This window comes from Pseudomonas sp. GNP012 (genome assembly GCF_054343835.1).
The window spans coordinates 3434321-3453348 of sequence record NZ_JBTGUU010000001.1; the positions used below are offsets into that span (position 1 = coordinate 3434321).

The following is a 19028-nucleotide window of genomic DNA, read 5'->3' on the forward strand; positions in this document are numbered from 1 at the left end:
AGAGGAACGCGCCAGCTTCCAGTGTAGAAGCCGCCACCTGCCACGCAGCGACCATCCGACGATCGCACCATCAAGCTCACAAGAGGTATGGCGCAGGTCCTATCACTGCCATCGATGTTCACCATCACCTCAATGAAGTTCTCTTAAAAAATCCGCGGCGTAACATCTGCTCCATACCAACCCATAAGCACCCCGGAGCACACCATCATGAAACGCCAAACCCTCCTCAGCATCGCTTTCTCGGTTTTCGCAGTTAACGCTTTTGCCGCAACTTCTGCTCAACCTGTGGTCGCTGAAGGCGGCTCGGATCGTCTGATTGAAAGCCGTGTGGCTGAAGGTGGTTCCGATCGCCTGATCGAGAATCGTGTGGCCGAAGGTGGTTCGGATCGCCTGATCGAAAACCGCGTCGCCGAAGGTGGTTCCGATCGTCTGATCGAAAACCGCGTTGCCGAAGGCGGTTCGGATCGTCTGATCGAAAACCGCGTTGCTGAAGGTGGTTCCGATCGCCTGATCGAAAACCGCGTTGCTGAAGGTGGTTCCGATCGCCTGATCGAAAACCGCGTCGCTGAAGGCGGTTCGGATCGCCTGATCGAAAACCGCGTCGCTGAAGGCGGTTCGGATCGCCTGATCGAAAACCGCGTCGCTGAAGGCGGTTCGGATCGCCTGATCGAAAACCGCGTTGCCGAAGGCGGTTCGGATCGACTGATCGAAAGCCGCGCGGTCTGAATGCAGGGCTTTACCGCAGGACTCGACGAAACCCGGCCTCACCCGCCGGGTTTTTTTATGCTTGGAGCTTTCACTGTTTTGGAGGTCGCTTCATTTCCAGCATGGGCATGGCCCCTGGTAGGAGCTGGCTTGCCAGCGATGATCGTTAACGATTACGCGTGCGAACTGGATGAACGCGGCGCGCTTGAGTCCATCGCCAGCAGGCTGGCTCCTACAGTTTCAGCGTGGGCACGTTCCCTTGTGGGAGCTGGCTTGCCAGCGATGGTCGTTAACGATAACGCGTGTAACCTGGATAAACGCGGCGCACTTAAGTCCATCGCCAGCAGGCTGGCTCCTACAGTTTCAGCGTGGGCACGTTCCCTTGTGGGAGCTGGCTTGCCAGCGATGGTCGTTAACGATAACGCGTGTAACCTGGATAAACGCGGCGCACTTAAGTCCATCGCCAGCAGGCTGGCTCCTACAGTAGTTGCCCGGAACTGTGTGAAGAACCGATTACTTCCCTGCCCGCGCCATGCAGCGCTGGTAACGTTCATCGACCCGTTTGGCGAACCACGCGGTGGTCAGTTTGCGCGTGATTTTCGGGCTTTGCAGCACGATCCCCGGCAACACTTCACGGGGTAACGGCCGACCTTCGGCCCGTTCGGCCAGTTCGAAAACCCGTCGATAGAGCTTGCTGTCTTCGAACGCCAGGGTATTGCCCTCTTCCAGTTGCTCGCGGATCGTCGGATTGCGCATGTCCAGTTGCTTGCCGAGGGTACGCACGGCCAGTTCCGTGGTGCCGGGCATGATCGAACCGTAACGCACCAGGTCGCCATCCAGCGCCAACGGGATACCGGAAGCCCGGCTCACCGCGTTCTGAAACGCGGCATTACGGCTGGCGTACCAACCCGCGTTGAAGTCCGCAAAGCGGTACAGCGGCTGTGGGTAGCTTGCCGGATACCCCAGCAGGTGCGCGATGCCGAAATACATGCCGCCGCGCCGGGTGAACACTTCATGACGGATCGAGCCCTGCACCGGATACGGGTAGCCCTTGGCCTGCTGCTCGGCAAAATCGATGCTGACCTGCATCGGTCCGCCGGTATGCACCGGGTTGAAGCCACCGAACAGGGTTTTGCCCATCGGTACCATGCCAATGAAGTCGTCGAAAATGCCACTCAGCTCCTTTTCACTGCGCGCGGTATTCAGGCGGGCGCTGTAGCTTTTGCCGTTGGGCGAGTCGAGCTTCAACGCACCGCTCACCAGCAGGCCAGGAATGTGTGCCTTGGCGGCGCGACGGTCGATCTCGTCGCGGGCGATCTTGCCCAGGCCCGGTACGCTCGGATCGACCTGAAAGGTCGACTCCTGTTCGGTCACGGCCAAAACCGCGCACAGGTTTTGCGTGGTCGGCGAGATGTCTTGCGCGGTAAAGGCCACCTGGATATCCGTGGCCCACCCCTGGGGATCGGCGGCTTTGGCCGGCAGCAATCGCACAATCTCAGCCTTCACCTGGGCCGGACTACGCGCCGCCGGCTCCTGGGTCCGCTGGCTGCCGCAACCGGCCAGTATCAACAAAGCGGCGATGCTGAAGATCAATCGATTGGCTTGCATGTCGTTCCATCTAGTCCTTGGGTCCGGCTTAACCATACGAGCAATGGCAGGGCACCGGCTATAACCGTTGTCCACCACGTGCCTTTATTTGCCACTGAAACGGCCCTGATGCCCCGTTATCCGAAATCTGCATGTGCAGAAAATGCCTGTGTACCTTGCAGAAAACGCATTGCATAACGTTACTGAGAACAACTACCATTCGCGCCTGGAGTCGCATTTGCGCATGGAGTTCCCGCGCCGCCCCTTTTTCCAATCGGCCGCGCGCCGCCCAGGAACCCATCATGATCACTCCAGCACGACTCCGTGTGCCTTTTCACCCGACGCTACTGGCCCTGTTTTGCTCCTTGTCCCTGACGGCCCATGCCGCAACGCCCGAAACATCCGAGGCCCAGGGAAAACCGCTGGTGCTGGGCGACGTCAATGTCAACGCCCAGGCCCCGGCACCGTCCGACCTGCCCCCGGTTTACGCCGGAGGTCAGGTCGCCCGCGGCGGTCAACTGGGTATCCTGGGCAACCAGGACATCATGGACGTTCCGTTCACCATGACGTCCTACACCGAAGAGTTGATCCGCGACCAGCAGGCCGAAACCGTCGGCGATGTGCTGCTCAACGATGCCTCGGTGCGTCAGGCATCCGGTTTTTCCAACCAGGCCCAGACCTTCATGATTCGCGGCCTGCCCCTGAACGGCGATGATATTTCCTTTAACGGCCTGTACGGCATCCTGCCACGGCAGATCATTTCCACTGATGCCCTGGAGCGTGTGGAAGTGTTCAAGGGGCCGAACGCCTTCATCAACGGTGTCACCCCGACCGGTTCCGGCATCGGTGGCGGCGTCAACCTGCAACCCAAGCGCGCCAGTGACGTGCCGCTGCGACGGTTCACCACGGACATCAGCGACGACGGGCGCATCGGCGAACACCTTGACATCGGTCAGCGCTTTGGCGAGGACAACCGCTTCGGTGCCCGCCTGAACCTGTCCCAACGTGAAGGCGACACCGCCATCGACGACGAGAACCAGCGCTCCAAACTGTTCGCCCTGGGCCTGGACTACCGCGGCGATGCGCTACGCCTGTCCGGCGATTTCGTCTATTCGAAGGAACGCATCAACGGCGGCCGCAGCTCGGTCAACCTTGGCGACGCCACGCACATCCCGGATGCGCCCTCCGCCGACACCAACTACGCGCAGAAGTGGGGTTTCAGCGAGATCGAGGACACCTTCGGCATGCTGCGCGCCGAATACGACCTGAACGACAGCTGGACCGCTTACATCGCCGGCGGCGCCAAGCATACCCGCGAAGTCGGCAACTACGACTCCACCACCCTGGTGGGCAACGATGGCAGCTCGGTGACCAGCGGCTCGTTCATTCCCCACGATGAAGACAACACCAGTGCCATGACTGGCCTCAATGGCCGTTTCGCCACGGGTCCGGTGACCCATAAACTCAACGTCGGCCTGGCCGGGATCTGGACCCAACAGCGCAACGCCTTCGATTTCGATCTGACCCAATATCCGAACAACATCTACCACCCGATTGATGTTCCGGCGCCAGCGGGCGGCTTCTCCGGCGGAGACCTGAGTGATCCGGGCATCACCGGCAAAACCTTCATGCGCAGCGCCGCCGTGTCCGACACCCTGGGCTTTATCGATGACCGCCTGCTGGTCACCCTGGGCGTACGCCGTCAACAGCTGGTCGTTCAAGGCTACGACTACAACACGCAAAACCGCACGTCCAACTACGACAAGTCGATCACCACGCCGGTGTACGGCATCGTGTTCAAGCCGTGGGACCACGTGTCGTTCTACGCCAACCGTATCGAGGGCCTGGCCCAGGGGCCGACGGCTCCGACGACCTCCGGCTCAAGGGTCGTGGTCAACGGCAATGAAGTGTTTGCGCCGTCGCGTTCCAAACAGGTTGAAGCCGGGGTCAAAGTCGACATGGGCACTTATGGTGCGACCCTCGGTGTGTACCGCATCGAACAACCGGCTGACGGCTACACCCAAGCAATCGACGACACCACCGCCGTGTTCGTTCATGACGGTGAACAGGTCAACAAGGGCGTGGAGCTCAATGTCTTCGGCGAACCCATCGACGGCCTGCGCCTGCTCAGCGGCGTGACCGTGATGGACACCGAACTGAAGAACACCCAGGACGGCCTCAACGATGGCAACCGGGCCATCGGCGTGCCGAGCTTCCAGTTCAATGCCAGTGTCGATTGGGACGTGCCGGGTGTGCCGGGCGCAGCCCTGAACGGACGCATGTTGCGCACCGGCGGCCAATACGCCGACGCGGCGAACAACCTCAGCCTGCCGGCCTGGAACCGCTTCGATGCCGGCGCCCGCTACGCGTTCAAGGTCCAGGAAAAAGACGTGACCGTACGTCTGGGCGTGGAAAACGTCGCCAACAAGAGCTACTGGGAATCGGCCCAGGGGGGTTACCTGACCCAGGGCGAACCGCGCACGGCGAAGTTGTCGGGCACCATCGACTTCTGATTGGGGGCAGCCCTGTACCTGTAGGAGCGAGCTTGCTCGCGATGGACGTTAACGATAACGCGGACTTTCTGGATTAACGCGGCGCTCTTTCGTTCATCGCGAGCAAGCTCGCTCCTACAGGGGGGCCGAGTGCCTGTACCTGTGGGAGCGAGCTTGAACTGGCCTAATGATTTTGGACACTTCAATCGGGCGCTATGATGGCGCCCAAATCTGAGGTGTTTGGATATGCGTAAATCTTATTCCAGTGAGTTCAAACTCAAGGCCGCCAGCATGGTGCTGGACGAGGGCCAGTCAGTTCCCGATGTTTGTGCCAGTTTGGATATTGGCCCTACGGCCTTGCGCCGTTGGGTCGACCAGGTTCGCAAAGAACGCTTGGGTTCGACCCCGTTGGGGGCCAAGGCAATCACCGCCGATCAGCGGGAGATTCAGCAGCTCAAAGCGTTGCTCAGGCAAAAAGACCTGGACATTGAAATCCTAAAAAAGGCCAGTGCTCTCCTGCTTTTGGACTCCAAAGATCATTCTCGCTGATCAATGAGCTGGACGAGCAGTACGGCGTTAACAATTGCTGTCGGGCGTTTGGAGTCACCCGCAGCAGCTTTTACGCCTGGCGTCAGCGCCAGGGCAAGGTGAATCCTGAACGGGAGAAACTTAAGGCCGTGCTGGTCAAGCATCATAAGGAATCCAGAGCGTCCGCCGGGTCTCGCACCCTGTCCAAGGAACTGCAAGCCAAGGGGCACCGTGTCGGGCGCCATATGGCTCGTAGCTTGATGCGCGAAGCCGGTGTTGCCAGTCATCAACGGCGGCGGCACAAGTACAAATCTTCCGGCGTTGAGGCGCTGGTGGCGCCGCATGTGCTCAAGCGCAAGTTTGATGTCACGGCGGTTAACCAAGTGTGGTGCGGCGATGTGACCTACATCAAAGTCGGCACGCGCTGGATGTATTTCGCGGCGGTGCTGGATCTGTTTGCCCGCAGGATCGTGGGCTGGTCGTTTTCGATGATTTCCGATGCCACGCTGACCTGCGAAGCGTTGCGGATGGCGGTCGACCTGCGAGGCCGGCCAAAAGAGGTGCTGTTTCACTCTGACCAGGGCTGCCAATACACCAGTCATAAATTCAGGAAAGAAATGCGCAAACATGGCCTCCTGCAAAGCATGAGTCGCAAAGGTGAGTGCTGGGACAACGCTCCGATGGAGCGTTTCTTTGGAAGCCTCAAGTCAGAGTGGGTACCAGAAGATGGCTACCGCTCGGAACATGAGGCGCGGGTGGATGTGCAGCGTTATGTGATGCGTTACAACAACGTCAGGCTCCATAGCTACAACGACTACCGGTCGCCGGTAGCTATGGAGAAGCTGGCGGCATGAAACCGTAACTGGTGTCCAAAATTAGTTGACCAGTTCAGCCTGCTCGCGATGGACGTTAACGATAACGCGTACTTTCTGGATTAACGCGGCGCTCTTTCGTTCATCGCGAGCGAGCTCGCTCCTACAGGGGGCCGAGTGCCTGTACCTGTAGGAGCGAGCCTGAACTGGCCTAATGATTTTGGACACTTCAATCGGGCGCTATGATGGCGCCCAAATCTGAGGTGTTTGGATATGCGTAAATCTTATTCCAGTGAGTTCAAACTCAAGGCCGCCAGCATGGTGCTGGACGAGGGCCAGTCAGTTCCCGATGTTTGTGCCAGTTTGGATATTGGCCCTACGGCCTTGCGCCGTTGGGTCGACCAGGTTCGCAAAGAACGCTTGGGTTCGACCCCGTTGGGGGCCAAGGCAATCACCGCCGATCAGCGGGAGATTCAGCAGCTCAAAGCGTTGCTCAGGCAAAAAGACCTGGACATTGAAATCCTAAAAAAGGCCAGTGCTCTCCTGCTTTTGGACTCCAAAGATCATTCTCGCTGATCAATGAGCTGGACGAGCAGTACGGCGTTAACAATTGCTGTCGGGCGTTTGGAGTCACCCGCAGCAGCTTTTACGCCTGGCGTCAGCGCCAGGGCAAGGTGAATCCTGAACGGGAGAAACTTAAGGCCGTGCTGGTCAAGCATCATAAGGAATCCAGAGCGTCCGCCGGGTCTCGCACCCTGTCCAAGGAACTGCAAGCCAAGGGGCACCGTGTCGGGCGCCATATGGCTCGTAGCTTGATGCGCGAAGCCGGTGTTGCCAGTCATCAACGGCGGCGGCACAAGTACAAATCTTCCGGCGTTGAGGCGCTGGTGGCGCCGCATGTGCTCAAGCGCAAGTTTGATGTCACGGCGGTTAACCAAGTGTGGTGCGGCGATGTGACCTACATCAAAGTCGGCACGCGCTGGATGTATTTCGCGGCGGTGCTGGATCTGTTTGCCCGCAGGATCGTGGGCTGGTCGTTTTCGATGATTTCCGATGCCACGCTGACCTGCGAAGCGTTGCGGATGGCGGTCGACCTGCGAGGCCGGCCAAAAGAGGTGCTGTTTCACTCTGACCAGGGCTGCCAATACACCAGTCATAAATTCAGGAAAGAAATGCGCAAACATGGCCTCCTGCAAAGCATGAGTCGCAAAGGTGAGTGCTGGGACAACGCTCCGATGGAGCGTTTCTTTGGAAGCCTCAAGTCAGAGTGGGTACCAGAAGATGGCTACCGCTCGGAACATGAGGCGCGGGTGGATGTGCAGCGTTATGTGATGCGTTACAACAACGTCAGGCTCCATAGCTACAACGACTACCGGTCGCCGGTAGCTATGGAGAAGCTGGCGGCATGAAACCGTAACTGGTGTCCAAAATTAGTTGACCAGTTCAGCCTGCTCGCGATGGACGTTAACGATAACGCGTACTTTCAGGATTAACGCGGCGCTCTTTCGTTCATCGCGAGCGGGCTCGCTCCTACAGGGGGCCGAGTCGTCCATACTTGTTCTACCCAGCGAGGAGGATGAGCTCATGCACAGAAGCGATGTGTTGATCATCGGCGCCGGCCCGACCGGGCTGGTCCTGGCGTTGTGGCTGAGCAAGCTGGGCGTGCGCGTGCGGATTGTCGACAAGGCCTCGGCCCCTGGCACCACGTCCCGGGCGCTGGCTGTCCAGGCGCGGACGCTGGAACTGTATCGACAACTCGGGCTTGCCGACGCGGTTGTGCAATACGGCCATCGGGTGGCGGCCGCCAATTTCTGGGTCAAGGGCGAACCCGTGGCGCACCTGCCACTGACCCAGGTCGGCGAGGGACTGACACCCTACGCGTTCCTGGAAATTTTCCCGCAGGACGAGCACGAACGGCTGCTGATCGAGCGCCTGCAAGCCTTCGGCATCTCGGTGGAACGCAACACCGAACTGGCAAGCTTCGAGCAAACCGCAGACGGCATCACCGCCACGCTGCATCTGCCCGACGGCCAGCAGGAAATCTGTCAGGCCTGTTTCCTGGCCGGGTGCGACGGCGCCCGGTCGATTGTGCGCAAGACCCTGGATACCGGGTTTCCCGGCGGCACTTACCAGCAGATTTTCTACGTCGCCGACGTACAGGGCAGCGGCCCGACATTCAACGGTGAACTGCACGTGGACCTCGACGAGGCGGACTTCCTTGCCGTGTTCCCACTGGCGGGCAGTGGCCGCGCGCGCCTGATCGGCACCGTACGCGACGAACGCGCCGACCACGCCGAGACCCTGTGCTTCGAAGACGTCAGCAGCCGGGCCATCGAGCACATGAAGGTGCAGATCGAGCAACTGAACTGGTTCTCGACCTACCGTGTGCATCACCGGGTGGCGGATCACTTTCGCAATGGCCGGGCGTTTCTGCTCGGCGATGCGGCCCACGTGCACAGCCCGGCGGGTGGCCAGGGCATGAACACCGGGATCGGCGACGCCATCAACCTGGCCTGGAAACTGGCGGCCGTGCTGAGCGGCGCTGCCGAGGCCAGATTGCTCGACACCTATGAAACCGAGCGCATCGCCTTCGCGCGCAAACTGGTGGCGACCACTGACCGGGTCTTCACGTTCGTCACCGCCGACGGGCCGATGGCCGATTTGCTGCGGACGCGTCTGGCGCCGTTCCTGATCCCGAAAATAACCTCGTTCGAAACCTCCCGCCAATTCCTGTTTCGCACGGTGTCGCAGATCACCCTGAATTATCGGGGCATGCCTTTGAGCACAGGCGTTGCCGGGCACGTGCATGGCGGTGATCGCCTGCCCTGGGCCCATGACGGTGAGGGGGACAACTTGGAATCGCTCAAATGCATGACCTGGCAGGTGCATGTCTATGGCGACACCAGCGACGAGATGATCGCCTGGTGCCACGAGCACCATCTGCCGCTGCATGTGTTCGACTGGCGACCGGCGTTCGAAGCGGCGGGCCTGGGGCGCAACGGCTTTTATCTGTTGCGGCCCGATACCTATGTAGCGATTGCCGAGACGTGCGCGGACCCGAAAGTGATCGAACGGTATTTCCGCGACCACGGGATCCGCTCGTTTTTTGGCCCGCCCTGAGAACACCACATCCCCCTGTGGGAGCGGGCTTGCTCGCGAAGGCGGAGTGTCAGTGACAGATGTATTGACTGACACACTGCATTCGCGAGCAAGCCCGCTCCCACAGGGGGAATGTGTCGGATTTCAGATCCCGGCCAACGCCAGGTCCATCGCAAAATACGTAAAGATCAGGTCTGCCCCGGCACGCTTGATCGCCCCCAGGCTCTCGCGCACCACGCGGTCTTCATCGATGGCCCCGGCCTGGGCGGCAAACTTGATCATCGCGTATTCACCGCTCACCTGATACGCCGACAGCGGCAGGCACGAGGCTTCGCGGATCTCGCGGATGATGTCCAGGTAGGCACCGGCCGGCTTGACCATCAGCGCATCGGCGCCTTCCTGTTCGTCGAGCAGCGACTCGCGCACCGCTTCGCGGCGGTTCATCGGGTTCATCTGGTAGCTTTTGCGGTCGCCCTTGAGCGCACTGCCGCCCGCCTCGCGGAACGGACCATAGAGCGCCGAAGCGAACTTGGTCGAATAGGCCATGATCGCCGTCTGGGTAAACCCGGCGTCATCGAGGGCCCGGCGGATCGCCTGGACCTGGCCGTCCATGGCCGCCGACGGGGCGATCACGTCGGCACCGGCTCGGGCCGCCGCGACGGCTTGCCTGCCGAGGTTGATCAGGGTCTGGTCGTTGTCGACTTCATGGTTGTGCAGCACGCCGCAATGGCCGTGGTCGGTGTACTCGCAAAAACAGGTGTCGGACATCACGATCATTTCCGGCACCGCGTCCTTGGCGATGCGCGACATGCGCGAGACCAGGCCGTCGTCGCGCCAGGTGTCGCTGCCGCTGCTGTCCAGATGATGGGACACACCGAAGGTCATCACCGACTTGATCCCGGCACGGGCGTAGCGCTCGATCTCGCCGGCCAGCTTCGACTCGGGAATGCGCATCACCCCGGGCATGCTTTTGATCGGCACGAAGTCGTCGATTTCTTCTTCGACGAAAATCGGCAGCACCAGGTCGTTCAGGCTGAACTCGGTCTCCTGGAACAGGCTGCGCAGGCTCGCATTGCGGCGCAGACGGCGTGGGCGTGCTTCGGGGAACTGGCTGGACATGGGGATTCCTGGATATCAGAGGGCAAAATGTAGGAGCGAGCCCGCTCGCGAAGGCGTCGGCACTGTCAACATCCATGTGACAGGAATACCGCTTTCGCGAGCAAGCCCGCTCCCACAGGTTATGCGGTGTATCAGCTTACGACCGGGCTTGGAATCTGCAACCCGCGCACCACCGCCGGCCGCGCCAGGAAGCGCTCCAGCACCCGTGTGACGTTAGGGAAGTTCTGAATGCCCACCAGATCGCCGGCTTCATAGAACCCAATCAGGTTGCGCACCCACGGGAAGGTGGCGATGTCGGCGATGGTGTAGCGCTCGCCCATGATCCAGTCGCGCCCTTGGAGCCTGCCGTCGAGCACCTTGAGCAGGCGTTTGCTCTCCTCGACATAGCGATCACGGGGACGTTTGTCTTCGTAGTCCTTGCCGGCGAACTTGTTGAAGAACCCGAGCTGGCCGAACATCGGACCAATGCCGCCCATCTGGAACATCAACCATTGAATCGTTTCGTAGCGCGCGGCCGATTCCTGGGCCAGCAGTTGCCCGCTCTTGTCGGCCAGGTAGATCAGAATCGCTCCCGACTCGAACAGCGCCAGCGGCTTGTCGTCCGGACCGTGGGGGTCGAGGATCGCCGGGATTTTGTTGTTGGGGTTCAACGACAGGAATTCCGGGGACATCTGGTCATTGGTGTCGAAGCCTACCCGGTGAGGTTCATACGGCAGGCCGATCTCTTCGAGCATGATCGAGACCTTGACGCCATTGGGGGTTGGCAAGGAGTAAAGCTGAATCCACTCCGGGTATTGGGCAGGCCATTTGCGGGTGATGGGGAAGGCGGACAAATCGGTCATGGGCAGGATCCACGAAGACATTGAGAGTGGCGATCATAATGGAGATATCGGCTCAGCGACCCCTTGGAACCATCAATCTCGCTGATAGAGGAGATCAAAAGAGATCACGACGGTTTCACCACCATCAGGTGTAGCCTGTCCACAAATCCGCAACATCCTGTCGATAACCTTCACTGCAATCCGCTAAAGGTTACCGGTACATTGCTGCGCTCTTGGCCGGAATCGAACCAAATGGGATCAGGGGACTCTGAGCACCACCCCTTTGAAAACGGACCGGCTTCAACGACATGGAAAACACCCGACGCTGAAAAGTCGCGGTGTAAAGGTTTGTCAGCCTTAACCGAATTGCGCTGAAGAACCTTTTATTCATGAATCTGTTCAGTTTTACCAACCGTTTTAAACATCGCGCCTACCTGTTGTTACCCGCATTGCTGGTAGTCAGCGCGGTGTTCCTGTTGCTGGAATCCGGCCTGAGTCGCGCCCAACCGATGGATGGCACCCAGACGCTGGTTTTCCTGCGCCACGGGGAAAAACCCGACGGCGGCCTCGGCCAGCTCAATTGCCAGGGGCTGAACCGCGCCATCGACCTGTCCACGTTGCTGCCGGAAAAGTTCGGCAAGGCCGACTACGTGTTTGCGGCGAATCCGACCCGTAACGTCGAGGAAGGCGAGTTCGACAATTCCTACAGCTACATCCGTCCCCTGATGACCATCAGCCCCAGCGCCATCAAGCTGGGCCTGCCGGTGAACATCAATTTCTCCGCCAATGACACCAGCGACCTGGCCAATGAACTGCTTCACGACAAGTATCACAACTCGGTCATCTACACCGCCTGGTCGCACGGCTACCTGCCGGAGTTGATCAACAAGGTGGCCGGCGACGCCACCGGCAAGAAAACGACCATCACCGACGACTGGGAATCCAGCGACTACGACTCGCTGTATGTGCTCACCCTGACCTGGCACAACGGCAAGGCCAGTCTGCAGAGCCATGTGTACAAGCAAGGCCTGGATAATGGTGCTGAAACCTGCCCGACCTGAGGCATGCGTTGTCTGAGTGGGCCCCTTCGCGAGCAAGCCCGCTCCCACATTCGATCTCCAGCGAACACAAATTTTGTGACTGCCGCTGATTAAAATGTGGGAGCGGGCTTGCTCGCGAAGGGGCCGGCAAAAACACCCTCAACCTATCTGACTGCCCCGCTCACGCAAATACTCGAGAACCGCCCCCCGCTCCCCGGCAAACTCGATCCGCGCACCTTTCTTCTCCCGCTGGAACGCGTACATCGGATCGTAATACTCGCTCAGCAACCCTTCGATCCAGCCCCGGTGCAGATCCACCGCGCCACTGCGGGCCTGCTCCGCCAACGCCTCTTCCATCAAATCCAGCATGCGCCGATGACGTTCGCCGCCCAGGCGTTTCTGCACATTGTTCAGGCTCGCCAGCAACCGTTCGGAAAACAGTGCGAAGCCGTCTTCGCCATGCACGTCGATGAATTCGGCGCACAGATCCACCACGTAATCGCGCAGGATCCGCTCGACCCGACCTTCCAGGCTGTCTTCCAGCCAGACCATCGGGAACTGCTGCATGCCCTGGTACAGCGGCAACGGCAACGCGCAACTGCCCACCGCACGACTTTCGTCTTCCAGTACGAACTGCTCGATACCCCGGGCGCGTTTTTTCAGCACATCCACGGCCAGGCGGTTTTCGAAGTCGATGTTCGAGGGCTGGCCGGTGGCGCGCTTGCCGAAACTGGAGCCGCGGTGGTTGGCATGACCTTCAAGGTCCACGCTGTTGCCCAGTTGCGTTAGCACCTCGGTTTTGCCGGTACCGGTCATCCCGCCCAGCAGGACGAAATCGCACTGGGCAACCGCTTGATCGAGGGTGTCCAGCAGGAAGGTACGCATGGCCTTGTAGCCGCCGCCCACCCGTGGATAGTCGATGCCGGCCTCGTCCTTGAGCCATTGCTGGACAATCTGCGAGCGCAGGCCACCGCGAAAGCAATACAGCAGGCCATCCGGATGCGCCCGGGCAAAGTCGGCCCAGGCCTGGATGCGTTCAGCCTTGACCGCCCCCGATACCAGTTGATGCCCGAGCACGATGGCCGCCTGCTGGCCGTGCTGCTTGTAGCACGTGCCGACCCGCTGGCGTTCATGGTCATTCATCAACGGCAGGTTGATCACACCGGGAAACGCGCCCTTGTTGAATTCGACCGGCGCGCGCGCGTCCATCATGGGCCGGTCGTTGAGGAAGATGTCGCGGTAATCGGTGCAGTCGACGAACATCAAAACACCTCGACCGCGTTGCCCTGTCGCTCGACCAGTTCGCCGATCGGCTCCAGGCTCAGGCCCAGTTCGGCGGCCACGGCAAGAAACTGCTCGTTGCCTTGCGGTGTTACGGCAATCAGCAGGCCGCCGCTGGTCTGCGGGTCGCAGAGCACACGTTTGTGCAGCTCCTGAAGGCGTCCGAGCTTGCTGGCGTAGCTGTCGAAATTGCGCAGCGTACCGCCCGGTACGCAACCCTGTTCGAGGTAATACTCGACCCCCGGCAGACGCGGTACACGGTCATATTCAATGCGCGCCGTGAGCTGGCTGCCGTCGGCCATTTCCACCAGATGCCCGAGCAGGCCGAAACCGGTGACGTCGGTCATCGCGGTCACACCATCGAGCTTGCCGAAACGGCTGCCGGGCTTGTTCAGGGTGCACATCCAGTCCCGGGCCAGGCCGATATCGGCATGGCGCAACTTGCCCTTTTTCTCGGCCGTCGTAAGGATGCCGATGCCCAGGGGCTTGGTAAGATAGAGCAGGCAACCGGCGGTGGCGGTGTCGTTGCGCTTCATGTGGCGTTTTTCCACCAGGCCGGTGACGGCCAGGCCAAAGATCGGCTCGGGTGCGTCGATGGAGTGTCCGCCTGCCAGCGGGATGCCCGCTGCGTCGCACACCGAACGCCCACCGCGGATCACTTCCCGGGCGATTTCCGGCGCCAGCACGTTCACCGGCCAGCCCAGGATCGCAATCGCCATCAAGGGATCGCCGCCCATGGCGTAGATGTCGCTGATGGCATTGGTGGCGGCAATTCGGCCGAAATCGAAGGGATCGTCTACGATCGGCATGAAAAAGTCGGTGGTCGAGACCACACCGCGTTCTTCATCGATGGCATACACCGCCGCGTCGTCACGCGAGGCGTTGCCGACCCAGAGTTTCGGGTCGAGATTCTGCGCCCCGCTGCCGGCCAGGATCACTTCCAGCACCTGGGGGGAAATTTTGCAACCGCATCCGGCGCCGTGACTGTATTGGGTCAGGCGAATCGGCTCGCTCATAGGGTCACCTCTTGGAGTCTAGGTAACCAATCCTACAGCAAACGCGCCTTTTTCTTTGTAGGAGATACGCTGATGGATACGGGCCACTGTAGGTTATGGCAACAGGATCAGCCGGCATCCGACAATCCGAGTGAATTTTCCTGATGGCGCGCGATCCTTTTATGTACAACAGGGAGGAACCGGGGCTTTATGAACAGTGCAAAATTATTCGTCATCGAGTACACACTCCATGGCACTCCGAAATCATTCATTATCCGACTGGAAAAAATGGATAACGCAGAAGCCTGGCATTGGGCGAGCTGTGACGCGGGGGTGGGGCGAATTCCCCGGTTTGGACGCGAGAAGGTGCAAAAGACCAGCAAGCCGATGGCTGAGAAATTCGGCGTGGAAAACGTCAAGTGGCGGCCGGCGAACTAATCACTGGCAACCGTCAGGTTCGGGGGAAGCGATATGAGTGCGACATCCGTCTACAGCCCTGCGCAGCTGGACTATGGCCTGGACACGCAGTCCGGCCGCATCACCAAAAGCGCCGAGTGCCGGATCGGACTGGAAGCGGTCGAAAACGACCCGTTTTGCTTCGCCGTACGCGTCCCCGCGCCACTGCCGGAAGATCTGGAGCAAGCCAGGACCCTGGTGCTGTGGGTCGAAGGGCGGCGCTTGCAGGGCACCGTTCGCCACAGCGAACGCCTGGAGGACGACAGCCTCAGGCTGGAAGTGGAGCCGGACTAGGCTCCACTTTTTACAGCTTGTCGTGAATGCCGTCAGCCATGGGAGCACTTGCAGCCTTTATGAGCGCACTCCTCGCCGTGCTCATGGTGTTTGGCGCAGGCTTCACAGCAGTAGTGCTTGCCGTGACGGGCAATCGGATGTTCACCGAGTTTGCAGGAACATTTCGGACAATCGCAGATACTTTCACGGTCAATCATGGGTCTGACTCCTCTTGTGTGGTCGCCAGTGCTCAGATGCACACCGTAAGTGTAGGAGCTGCCGCAGGCTGCGATCTTCTGTGGCGAGGGAGTCCTCGCCACAAAAGCTTTAATCAGATACGGAACTGCCCGACCAGGCTGCCCAGGCGCTGACCGAGCTCGGCCAGGCTGCGCGAAGTCTGCGCGCCGAGCTGGGTTTCGTCGGCGACGTTGTCCACCGCCACGGCAATCTGATGCACGCTGCGGTTGATCTCTTCGGCCACGGCGGTCTGTTCTTCAGCGGCGCTGGCGATCTGCGCGTTCATCGAATTGATGGTCGCGATCAACTGGGCCATGGTGTCCAACGAAGCCCCCGCCTCGTTGGCCTGGGCCGAGGTACCATCGCCCGCCTCGCTGGAGCGACGCATCGCCTCCACCGCCGACTGGGTGCCGGCCTGCAGGCGGTCGATCATGCCCTGGATTTCCTGGGTACTGATTTGCGTGCGGCTGGCCAGCGCCCGCACTTCATCGGCCACCACCGCAAAACCGCGCCCGGCCTCGCCGGCGCGGGCGGCTTCGATGGCCGCATTGAGCGCCAGCAGGTTGGTCTGATCGGCAATCGAGCGGATCACCCCCAGCACGCTGACAATCGATGACACGTCTTTTTGCAGGCTGTCCAGAGACACGCCGCTGCTGCGGATGTCGTCCACCAGCGCATGGATCTTCTCGATGCTGCCGGCCACCACCCGCTTGGCCGCCTGGCCTTCTTCATCCGTCTGTTGGGCTGCCACCGCGGCGTTCTGCGCGCTCTTGGCCACTTCCTGGGCCGCCGCCGACATTTCATTGATTGCCGTGGCCACCTGATCGGTCTCATGACGCTGACGTTCCATGGCCTGATCCGAGCGATTGGCCTGGTCGGACACCTGATTCACCAGCCCGGTCAGTTGCGTGGTCATTTCGCTGATCTGCCGTACTAGCCCGTGGATCTTGTCGACGAACCGGTTGAACGAGCCGGCCAGTTCGCCGAGTTCATCCTGACTGGTGATGGTCAGGCGGCGGGTCAGATCGCCCTCGCCCGCCGCGATGTCGTCGAGGTTGGCTTTCATCAAATGCAACGGACGCAGAATGGTCTTGGCCAGCAACATCCCGGCAGCAGCGATCACCAGCAACACCACCGCCGCCACGCCGACGATGCTCAGCACCATGCCTTGCATGCGCTCCTGGACCTTGTCCTGGACCACCGCCACTTGTGCTTCGATGCCGTCGAGGTTGACTGAGGTGCCGACCGCCATGTCCCACTTGGGCAAGTATTCGGTGTAGCCGAGCTTGGGCACCAGCACCTGGGTGTTGCCGGGCAATGGCGAGCTATATTGCAGATAGTGCGTACCGTCTTTGGCGACTTTCACCAGGTCGCGGTTGACGTAGACACCGTTCGGGTCGCGATTGTCCTTGAAGCTCTGGCCTACGCCTTCGGGGCTGTTGGCCTTGAACAGGCGCACGGTGTTGGAGTCGTAGCCGAAGAAGTAGCCGTCCTTGCCATAGGTGATGCTCGACAGCAGCTTGATCACCTGGGCCCGCGCCGCCTCGTCGCCGGGGGCGGCTGCGTCATAAAGCGGTTTGATCGTGGTCATGGCCACGGCCACATAGCTTTGCAAGGTCGCCTTGGCATCGCTGAGCAGGCGTTCGCGAGTCTGCTCGACTTCCTTGCGGGCCTGTTCCTGAAGAATGAACAGCGTGGTCAGGCTGATGACCAGCGCAAACAGCAGCACCGGGAGGACGGCAAGGGACAGGACTTTGGCCTTGAGGCTCATGCGCATGACGTTCACTCTTTTGTTTTTGTTGGCGTGGTTAAAAGCTTTAACGGCATGCCAGGTCAAAAGTTGAACGCGGTCATTGAGGACACTGGTGATCCCCTGTGGGAGCGAGCCTGCTCGCGAAAGCGGTGTGTCAGTCACATCGATGCTGGATGTGCCGCCGCCTTCGCGAGCAGGCTAGCTCCCACAGGGACAAGGGGTGTTACAGAATCATCGCCGCCACCCAGCCAAACGCCAGCAGCGGCAGGTTGTAGTGCAGGAAGGTCGGGACCACGGTGTCCCAGATGTGATGGTGCTGGCCGTCGATGTTCAGGCCGGAGGTCGGGCCGAGGGTCGAGTCCGAGGCCGGCGAACCGGCATCGCCCAGGGCACCAGCCGTGCCGACGATGCACACGATCGCCAACGGGCTGAAGCCCAGTTGCACGCACAGCGGCACGAAGATCGCCGCCAGAATCGGCACGGTGGAGAACGACGAGCCGATGCCCATGGTCACCAGCAACCCCACCAGCAACATCAGCAAGGCGCCAATGCCTTTGCTGTGATCGATGTACGACGCCGACGACTCGACCAGCGTCTGCACTTGACCGGTGGCCTTCATCACTTCGGCAAAACCCGAGGCGGCGATCATGATGAAACCGATCATCGCCATCATTTTCATGCCTTCGGTGAACAGGTCATCGGTGTCGCGCCATTTGACGATGCCCGACACCGAGAAAATCAGGAAGCCGACCAGTGCACCGATAATCATCGAATCGAGCAGCAACTGAATGATGAAGGCCGCGGCGATGGCCACGCCGGCCACCATCAGGCTCAGCGGGTTGTATTGCACCGCCACTTGCTCGACTTGCTCGATTTTTGCCAGGTCATAGACCCGCTTCTTGCGGTAGCTGACAAACGCGATCAGCAGGCCCGCCACCATGCCCAGCGCCGGAATGCCCATGGCGTGGGTCACGTTGACGCCGCTGATGTCCACACCGCTGCGGGCGACGTTGGCCAGCAGGATCTCATTGAGGAAGATATTGCCGAAGCCCACCGGCAGGAACATGTAGGGCGTGATCAGGCCGAAGGTCATGACACAGGCGATCAGTCGACGGTCCAGTTGCAGCTTGGTCAGCACATATAGAAGCGGCGGCACCAGCAACGGAATGAACGCGATATGGATCGGCAGGATATTCTGCGAGGCGATGGCCACGACCCAGAGCAGGCCAATCAGCAACCATTTGACCTGGCCGCCGCCGCTGGCGTGCTGGCGATCGACCATCGCCAGCGCCTTGTCGGCCAGCGCATGGGCCATGCCGGATTTGGCAATGGCCACGGCAAAGGCACCGAGCAAGGCGTAGGACAACGCCACTGTCGCCCCGCCACCCAGGCCGCTGTTGAAAGCCTTGAGCGTCGCCTCGATGCCCAGGCCACCGGTCAGACCACCTACCAGCGCACCGACGATCAGGGCGATCACCACATGCACGCGGGACAGGCTGAGCACCAGCATGATGCCGACCGCGGCAATGACTGCATTCATTTCGTAACCTCGTGACAAACGGAAAGAGTCCGGCCGGCAGTCTGCGTGAGCCGCCAGCGGATACAGGAATGGGTTTTATTAGAGGGCGCGCACTTTGCCGGACCGTTGCCGCCTTGTCAAAGCCCACACAAACCCCTGTAGGAGCTGCCGCAGGCTGCGATCTTTTGATCTTGGGCGTCTTTTGCTGATGTTGAAGAGCAAAAGATCGCAGCCTGCGGCAGCTCCTACAGGGGTGATTCGATATTTGGTGGACGGTTTAAAGAAAGCCGGATCGCGGCCGCTACAGTGCA

The 19028-nt window shown here is 60.4% G+C and carries 18 protein-coding genes; 10 read left to right on the forward strand and 8 right to left on the reverse strand.

Annotated elements, in window-relative coordinates; genetic code table 11:
• Positions 1 to 207 precede the first annotated feature (207 nt).
• The gene (locus ACXX83_RS15355; protein WP_458549008.1) at positions 208 to 726 is read left to right on the forward strand and encodes a phage infection protein; all 519 of its coding nucleotides are present in this window, start codon (positions 208 to 210) and stop codon (positions 724 to 726) included.
• A 492-nt stretch (positions 727 to 1218) separates the two neighbouring features.
• On the opposite strand, the gene ACXX83_RS15360 is transcribed toward ACXX83_RS15355, so the two are convergent.
• Positions 1219 to 2313 carry a DUF1615 domain-containing protein gene (locus ACXX83_RS15360; RefSeq protein WP_217835823.1) on the reverse strand — a complete coding sequence of 365 codons (1095 nt, stop codon included), beginning with the start codon at positions 2311 to 2313 and terminating at the stop codon, positions 1219 to 1221.
• A 281-nt stretch (positions 2314 to 2594) separates the two neighbouring features.
• On the opposite strand from ACXX83_RS15360, the gene ACXX83_RS15365 reads away from it, so the two are divergent.
• The 6 genes from ACXX83_RS15365 (at position 2595) to ACXX83_RS15390 (ending at position 9244) form a co-directional block, all read left to right on the forward strand.
• Complete coding sequence (locus ACXX83_RS15365; protein WP_458549009.1) at positions 2595 to 4805, forward strand: TonB-dependent receptor; 2211 nt, start codon at positions 2595 to 2597, stop codon at positions 4803 to 4805.
• A 225-nt stretch (positions 4806 to 5030) separates the two neighbouring features.
• On the forward strand, positions 5031 to 5333 hold the full coding sequence (locus ACXX83_RS15370; RefSeq protein ID WP_458548453.1) for a transposase: 303 nt from the start codon (positions 5031 to 5033) through the stop codon (positions 5331 to 5333).
• A gap of 8 nt (positions 5334 to 5341) precedes the next feature.
• A complete protein-coding gene (locus ACXX83_RS15375) occupies positions 5342 to 6166 on the forward strand; it encodes an IS3 family transposase (protein WP_256582901.1) in 825 nt (274 codons plus the stop codon).
• 231 nt (positions 6167 to 6397) lie between these two features.
• Entirely contained in the window at positions 6398 to 6700 is a 303-nt protein-coding gene (locus tag ACXX83_RS15380; protein ID WP_458548453.1) for a transposase, read from the forward strand.
• An 8-nt stretch (positions 6701 to 6708) separates the two neighbouring features.
• Positions 6709 to 7533, forward strand: coding sequence for an IS3 family transposase (locus tag ACXX83_RS15385; protein WP_256582901.1), 825 nt, complete (start codon positions 6709 to 6711; stop codon positions 7531 to 7533).
• 175 nt (positions 7534 to 7708) lie between these two features.
• The gene (locus ACXX83_RS15390) at positions 7709 to 9244 is read left to right on the forward strand and encodes an FAD-dependent oxidoreductase (RefSeq protein ID WP_458549010.1); all 1536 of its coding nucleotides are present in this window, start codon (positions 7709 to 7711) and stop codon (positions 9242 to 9244) included.
• A 123-nt stretch (positions 9245 to 9367) separates the two neighbouring features.
• Here the strand turns inward: ACXX83_RS15390 and hemB are convergent, their stop codons facing one another.
• Both hemB and ACXX83_RS15400 read right to left on the reverse strand, forming a co-directional pair.
• Entirely contained in the window at positions 9368 to 10342 is a 975-nt protein-coding gene (gene hemB, locus ACXX83_RS15395; RefSeq protein WP_458549011.1) for a porphobilinogen synthase, read from the reverse strand.
• 131 nt (positions 10343 to 10473) lie between these two features.
• Positions 10474 to 11184, reverse strand: a complete 711-nt coding sequence (locus tag ACXX83_RS15400) for a glutathione S-transferase family protein (RefSeq protein WP_217835826.1) — start codon at positions 11182 to 11184, stop codon at positions 10474 to 10476.
• A 368-nt stretch (positions 11185 to 11552) separates the two neighbouring features.
• Between ACXX83_RS15400 and ACXX83_RS15405 the strand changes: the two genes are divergently transcribed.
• Positions 11553 to 12224 carry a hypothetical protein gene (locus ACXX83_RS15405; RefSeq protein WP_015094215.1) on the forward strand — a complete coding sequence of 224 codons (672 nt, stop codon included), beginning with the start codon at positions 11553 to 11555 and terminating at the stop codon, positions 12222 to 12224.
• A gap of 138 nt (positions 12225 to 12362) precedes the next feature.
• On the opposite strand, the gene mnmH is transcribed toward ACXX83_RS15405, so the two are convergent.
• Both mnmH and selD read right to left on the reverse strand, forming a co-directional pair.
• Positions 12363 to 13466 carry a tRNA 2-selenouridine(34) synthase MnmH gene (mnmH, locus tag ACXX83_RS15410; RefSeq protein ID WP_458549012.1) on the reverse strand — a complete coding sequence of 368 codons (1104 nt, stop codon included), beginning with the start codon at positions 13464 to 13466 and terminating at the stop codon, positions 12363 to 12365.
• A complete protein-coding gene (gene selD / locus ACXX83_RS15415; RefSeq protein ID WP_015094213.1) occupies positions 13466 to 14500 on the reverse strand; it encodes a selenide, water dikinase SelD in 1035 nt (344 codons plus the stop codon). The genes mnmH and selD overlap by 1 nt, the downstream gene beginning before the upstream one ends.
• A gap of 189 nt (positions 14501 to 14689) precedes the next feature.
• On the opposite strand from selD, the gene ACXX83_RS15420 reads away from it, so the two are divergent.
• Both ACXX83_RS15420 and ACXX83_RS15425 read left to right on the forward strand, forming a co-directional pair.
• Positions 14690 to 14917: a DUF6555 family protein gene (locus tag ACXX83_RS15420; RefSeq protein WP_007971981.1), complete on the forward strand. Its 228-nt coding sequence runs from the start codon at positions 14690 to 14692 to the stop codon at positions 14915 to 14917.
• Positions 14918 to 14950: 33 nt separating this feature from the next.
• Positions 14951 to 15229: a hypothetical protein gene (locus ACXX83_RS15425; RefSeq protein WP_458549013.1), complete on the forward strand. Its 279-nt coding sequence runs from the start codon at positions 14951 to 14953 to the stop codon at positions 15227 to 15229.
• A 32-nt stretch (positions 15230 to 15261) separates the two neighbouring features.
• Here ACXX83_RS15425 and ACXX83_RS15430 read toward each other — a convergent pair whose 3' ends face one another.
• From ACXX83_RS15430 to ACXX83_RS15445, 3 genes are all read right to left on the reverse strand, one after another.
• Positions 15262 to 15426 carry a metallothionein gene (locus ACXX83_RS15430; RefSeq protein WP_015094211.1) on the reverse strand — a complete coding sequence of 55 codons (165 nt, stop codon included), beginning with the start codon at positions 15424 to 15426 and terminating at the stop codon, positions 15262 to 15264.
• A 113-nt stretch (positions 15427 to 15539) separates the two neighbouring features.
• Positions 15540 to 17222 carry a methyl-accepting chemotaxis protein CtpM gene (ctpM, locus tag ACXX83_RS27990; RefSeq protein ID WP_502317729.1) on the reverse strand — a complete coding sequence of 561 codons (1683 nt, stop codon included), beginning with the start codon at positions 17220 to 17222 and terminating at the stop codon, positions 15540 to 15542.
• Between the two features lie 199 nt (positions 17223 to 17421).
• Complete coding sequence (locus tag ACXX83_RS15445; protein WP_095968259.1) at positions 17422 to 18738, reverse strand: Na+/H+ antiporter family protein; 1317 nt, start codon at positions 18736 to 18738, stop codon at positions 17422 to 17424.
• Positions 18739 to 19028: the final 290 nt, after the last annotated feature.

Bases quoted from the DNA above. Each gene is read 5' to 3' on its own strand.
- ACXX83_RS15355 (WP_458549008.1), top strand. From the start codon at position 208: ATGAAACGCCAAACCCTCCTCAGCATCGCTTTCTCGGTTTTCGCAGTT.
- ACXX83_RS15360 (WP_217835823.1), bottom strand. From the start codon at position 2,313: ATGCAAGCCAATCGATTGATCTTCAGCATCGCCGCTTTGTTGATACTG.
- ACXX83_RS15365 (WP_458549009.1), top strand. From the start codon at position 2,595: ATGATCACTCCAGCACGACTCCGTGTGCCTTTTCACCCGACGCTACTG.
- ACXX83_RS15370 (WP_458548453.1), top strand. From the start codon at position 5,031: ATGCGTAAATCTTATTCCAGTGAGTTCAAACTCAAGGCCGCCAGCATG.
- ACXX83_RS15380 (WP_458548453.1), top strand. From the start codon at position 6,398: ATGCGTAAATCTTATTCCAGTGAGTTCAAACTCAAGGCCGCCAGCATG.
- ACXX83_RS15390 (WP_458549010.1), top strand. From the start codon at position 7,709: ATGCACAGAAGCGATGTGTTGATCATCGGCGCCGGCCCGACCGGGCTG.
- hemB (WP_458549011.1), bottom strand. From the start codon at position 10,342: ATGTCCAGCCAGTTCCCCGAAGCACGCCCACGCCGTCTGCGCCGCAAT.
- ACXX83_RS15400 (WP_217835826.1), bottom strand. From the start codon at position 11,184: ATGACCGATTTGTCCGCCTTCCCCATCACCCGCAAATGGCCTGCCCAA.
- ACXX83_RS15405 (WP_015094215.1), top strand. From the start codon at position 11,553: ATGAATCTGTTCAGTTTTACCAACCGTTTTAAACATCGCGCCTACCTG.
- mnmH (WP_458549012.1), bottom strand. From the start codon at position 13,466: ATGTTCGTCGACTGCACCGATTACCGCGACATCTTCCTCAACGACCGG.
- selD (WP_015094213.1), bottom strand. From the start codon at position 14,500: ATGAGCGAGCCGATTCGCCTGACCCAATACAGTCACGGCGCCGGATGC.
- ACXX83_RS15420 (WP_007971981.1), top strand. From the start codon at position 14,690: ATGAACAGTGCAAAATTATTCGTCATCGAGTACACACTCCATGGCACT.
- ACXX83_RS15425 (WP_458549013.1), top strand. From the start codon at position 14,951: ATGAGTGCGACATCCGTCTACAGCCCTGCGCAGCTGGACTATGGCCTG.
- ACXX83_RS15430 (WP_015094211.1), bottom strand. From the start codon at position 15,426: ATGATTGACCGTGAAAGTATCTGCGATTGTCCGAAATGTTCCTGCAAA.
- ctpM (WP_502317729.1), bottom strand. From the start codon at position 17,222: ATGCGCATGAGCCTCAAGGCCAAAGTCCTGTCCCTTGCCGTCCTCCCG.
- ACXX83_RS15445 (WP_095968259.1), bottom strand. From the start codon at position 18,738: ATGAATGCAGTCATTGCCGCGGTCGGCATCATGCTGGTGCTCAGCCTG.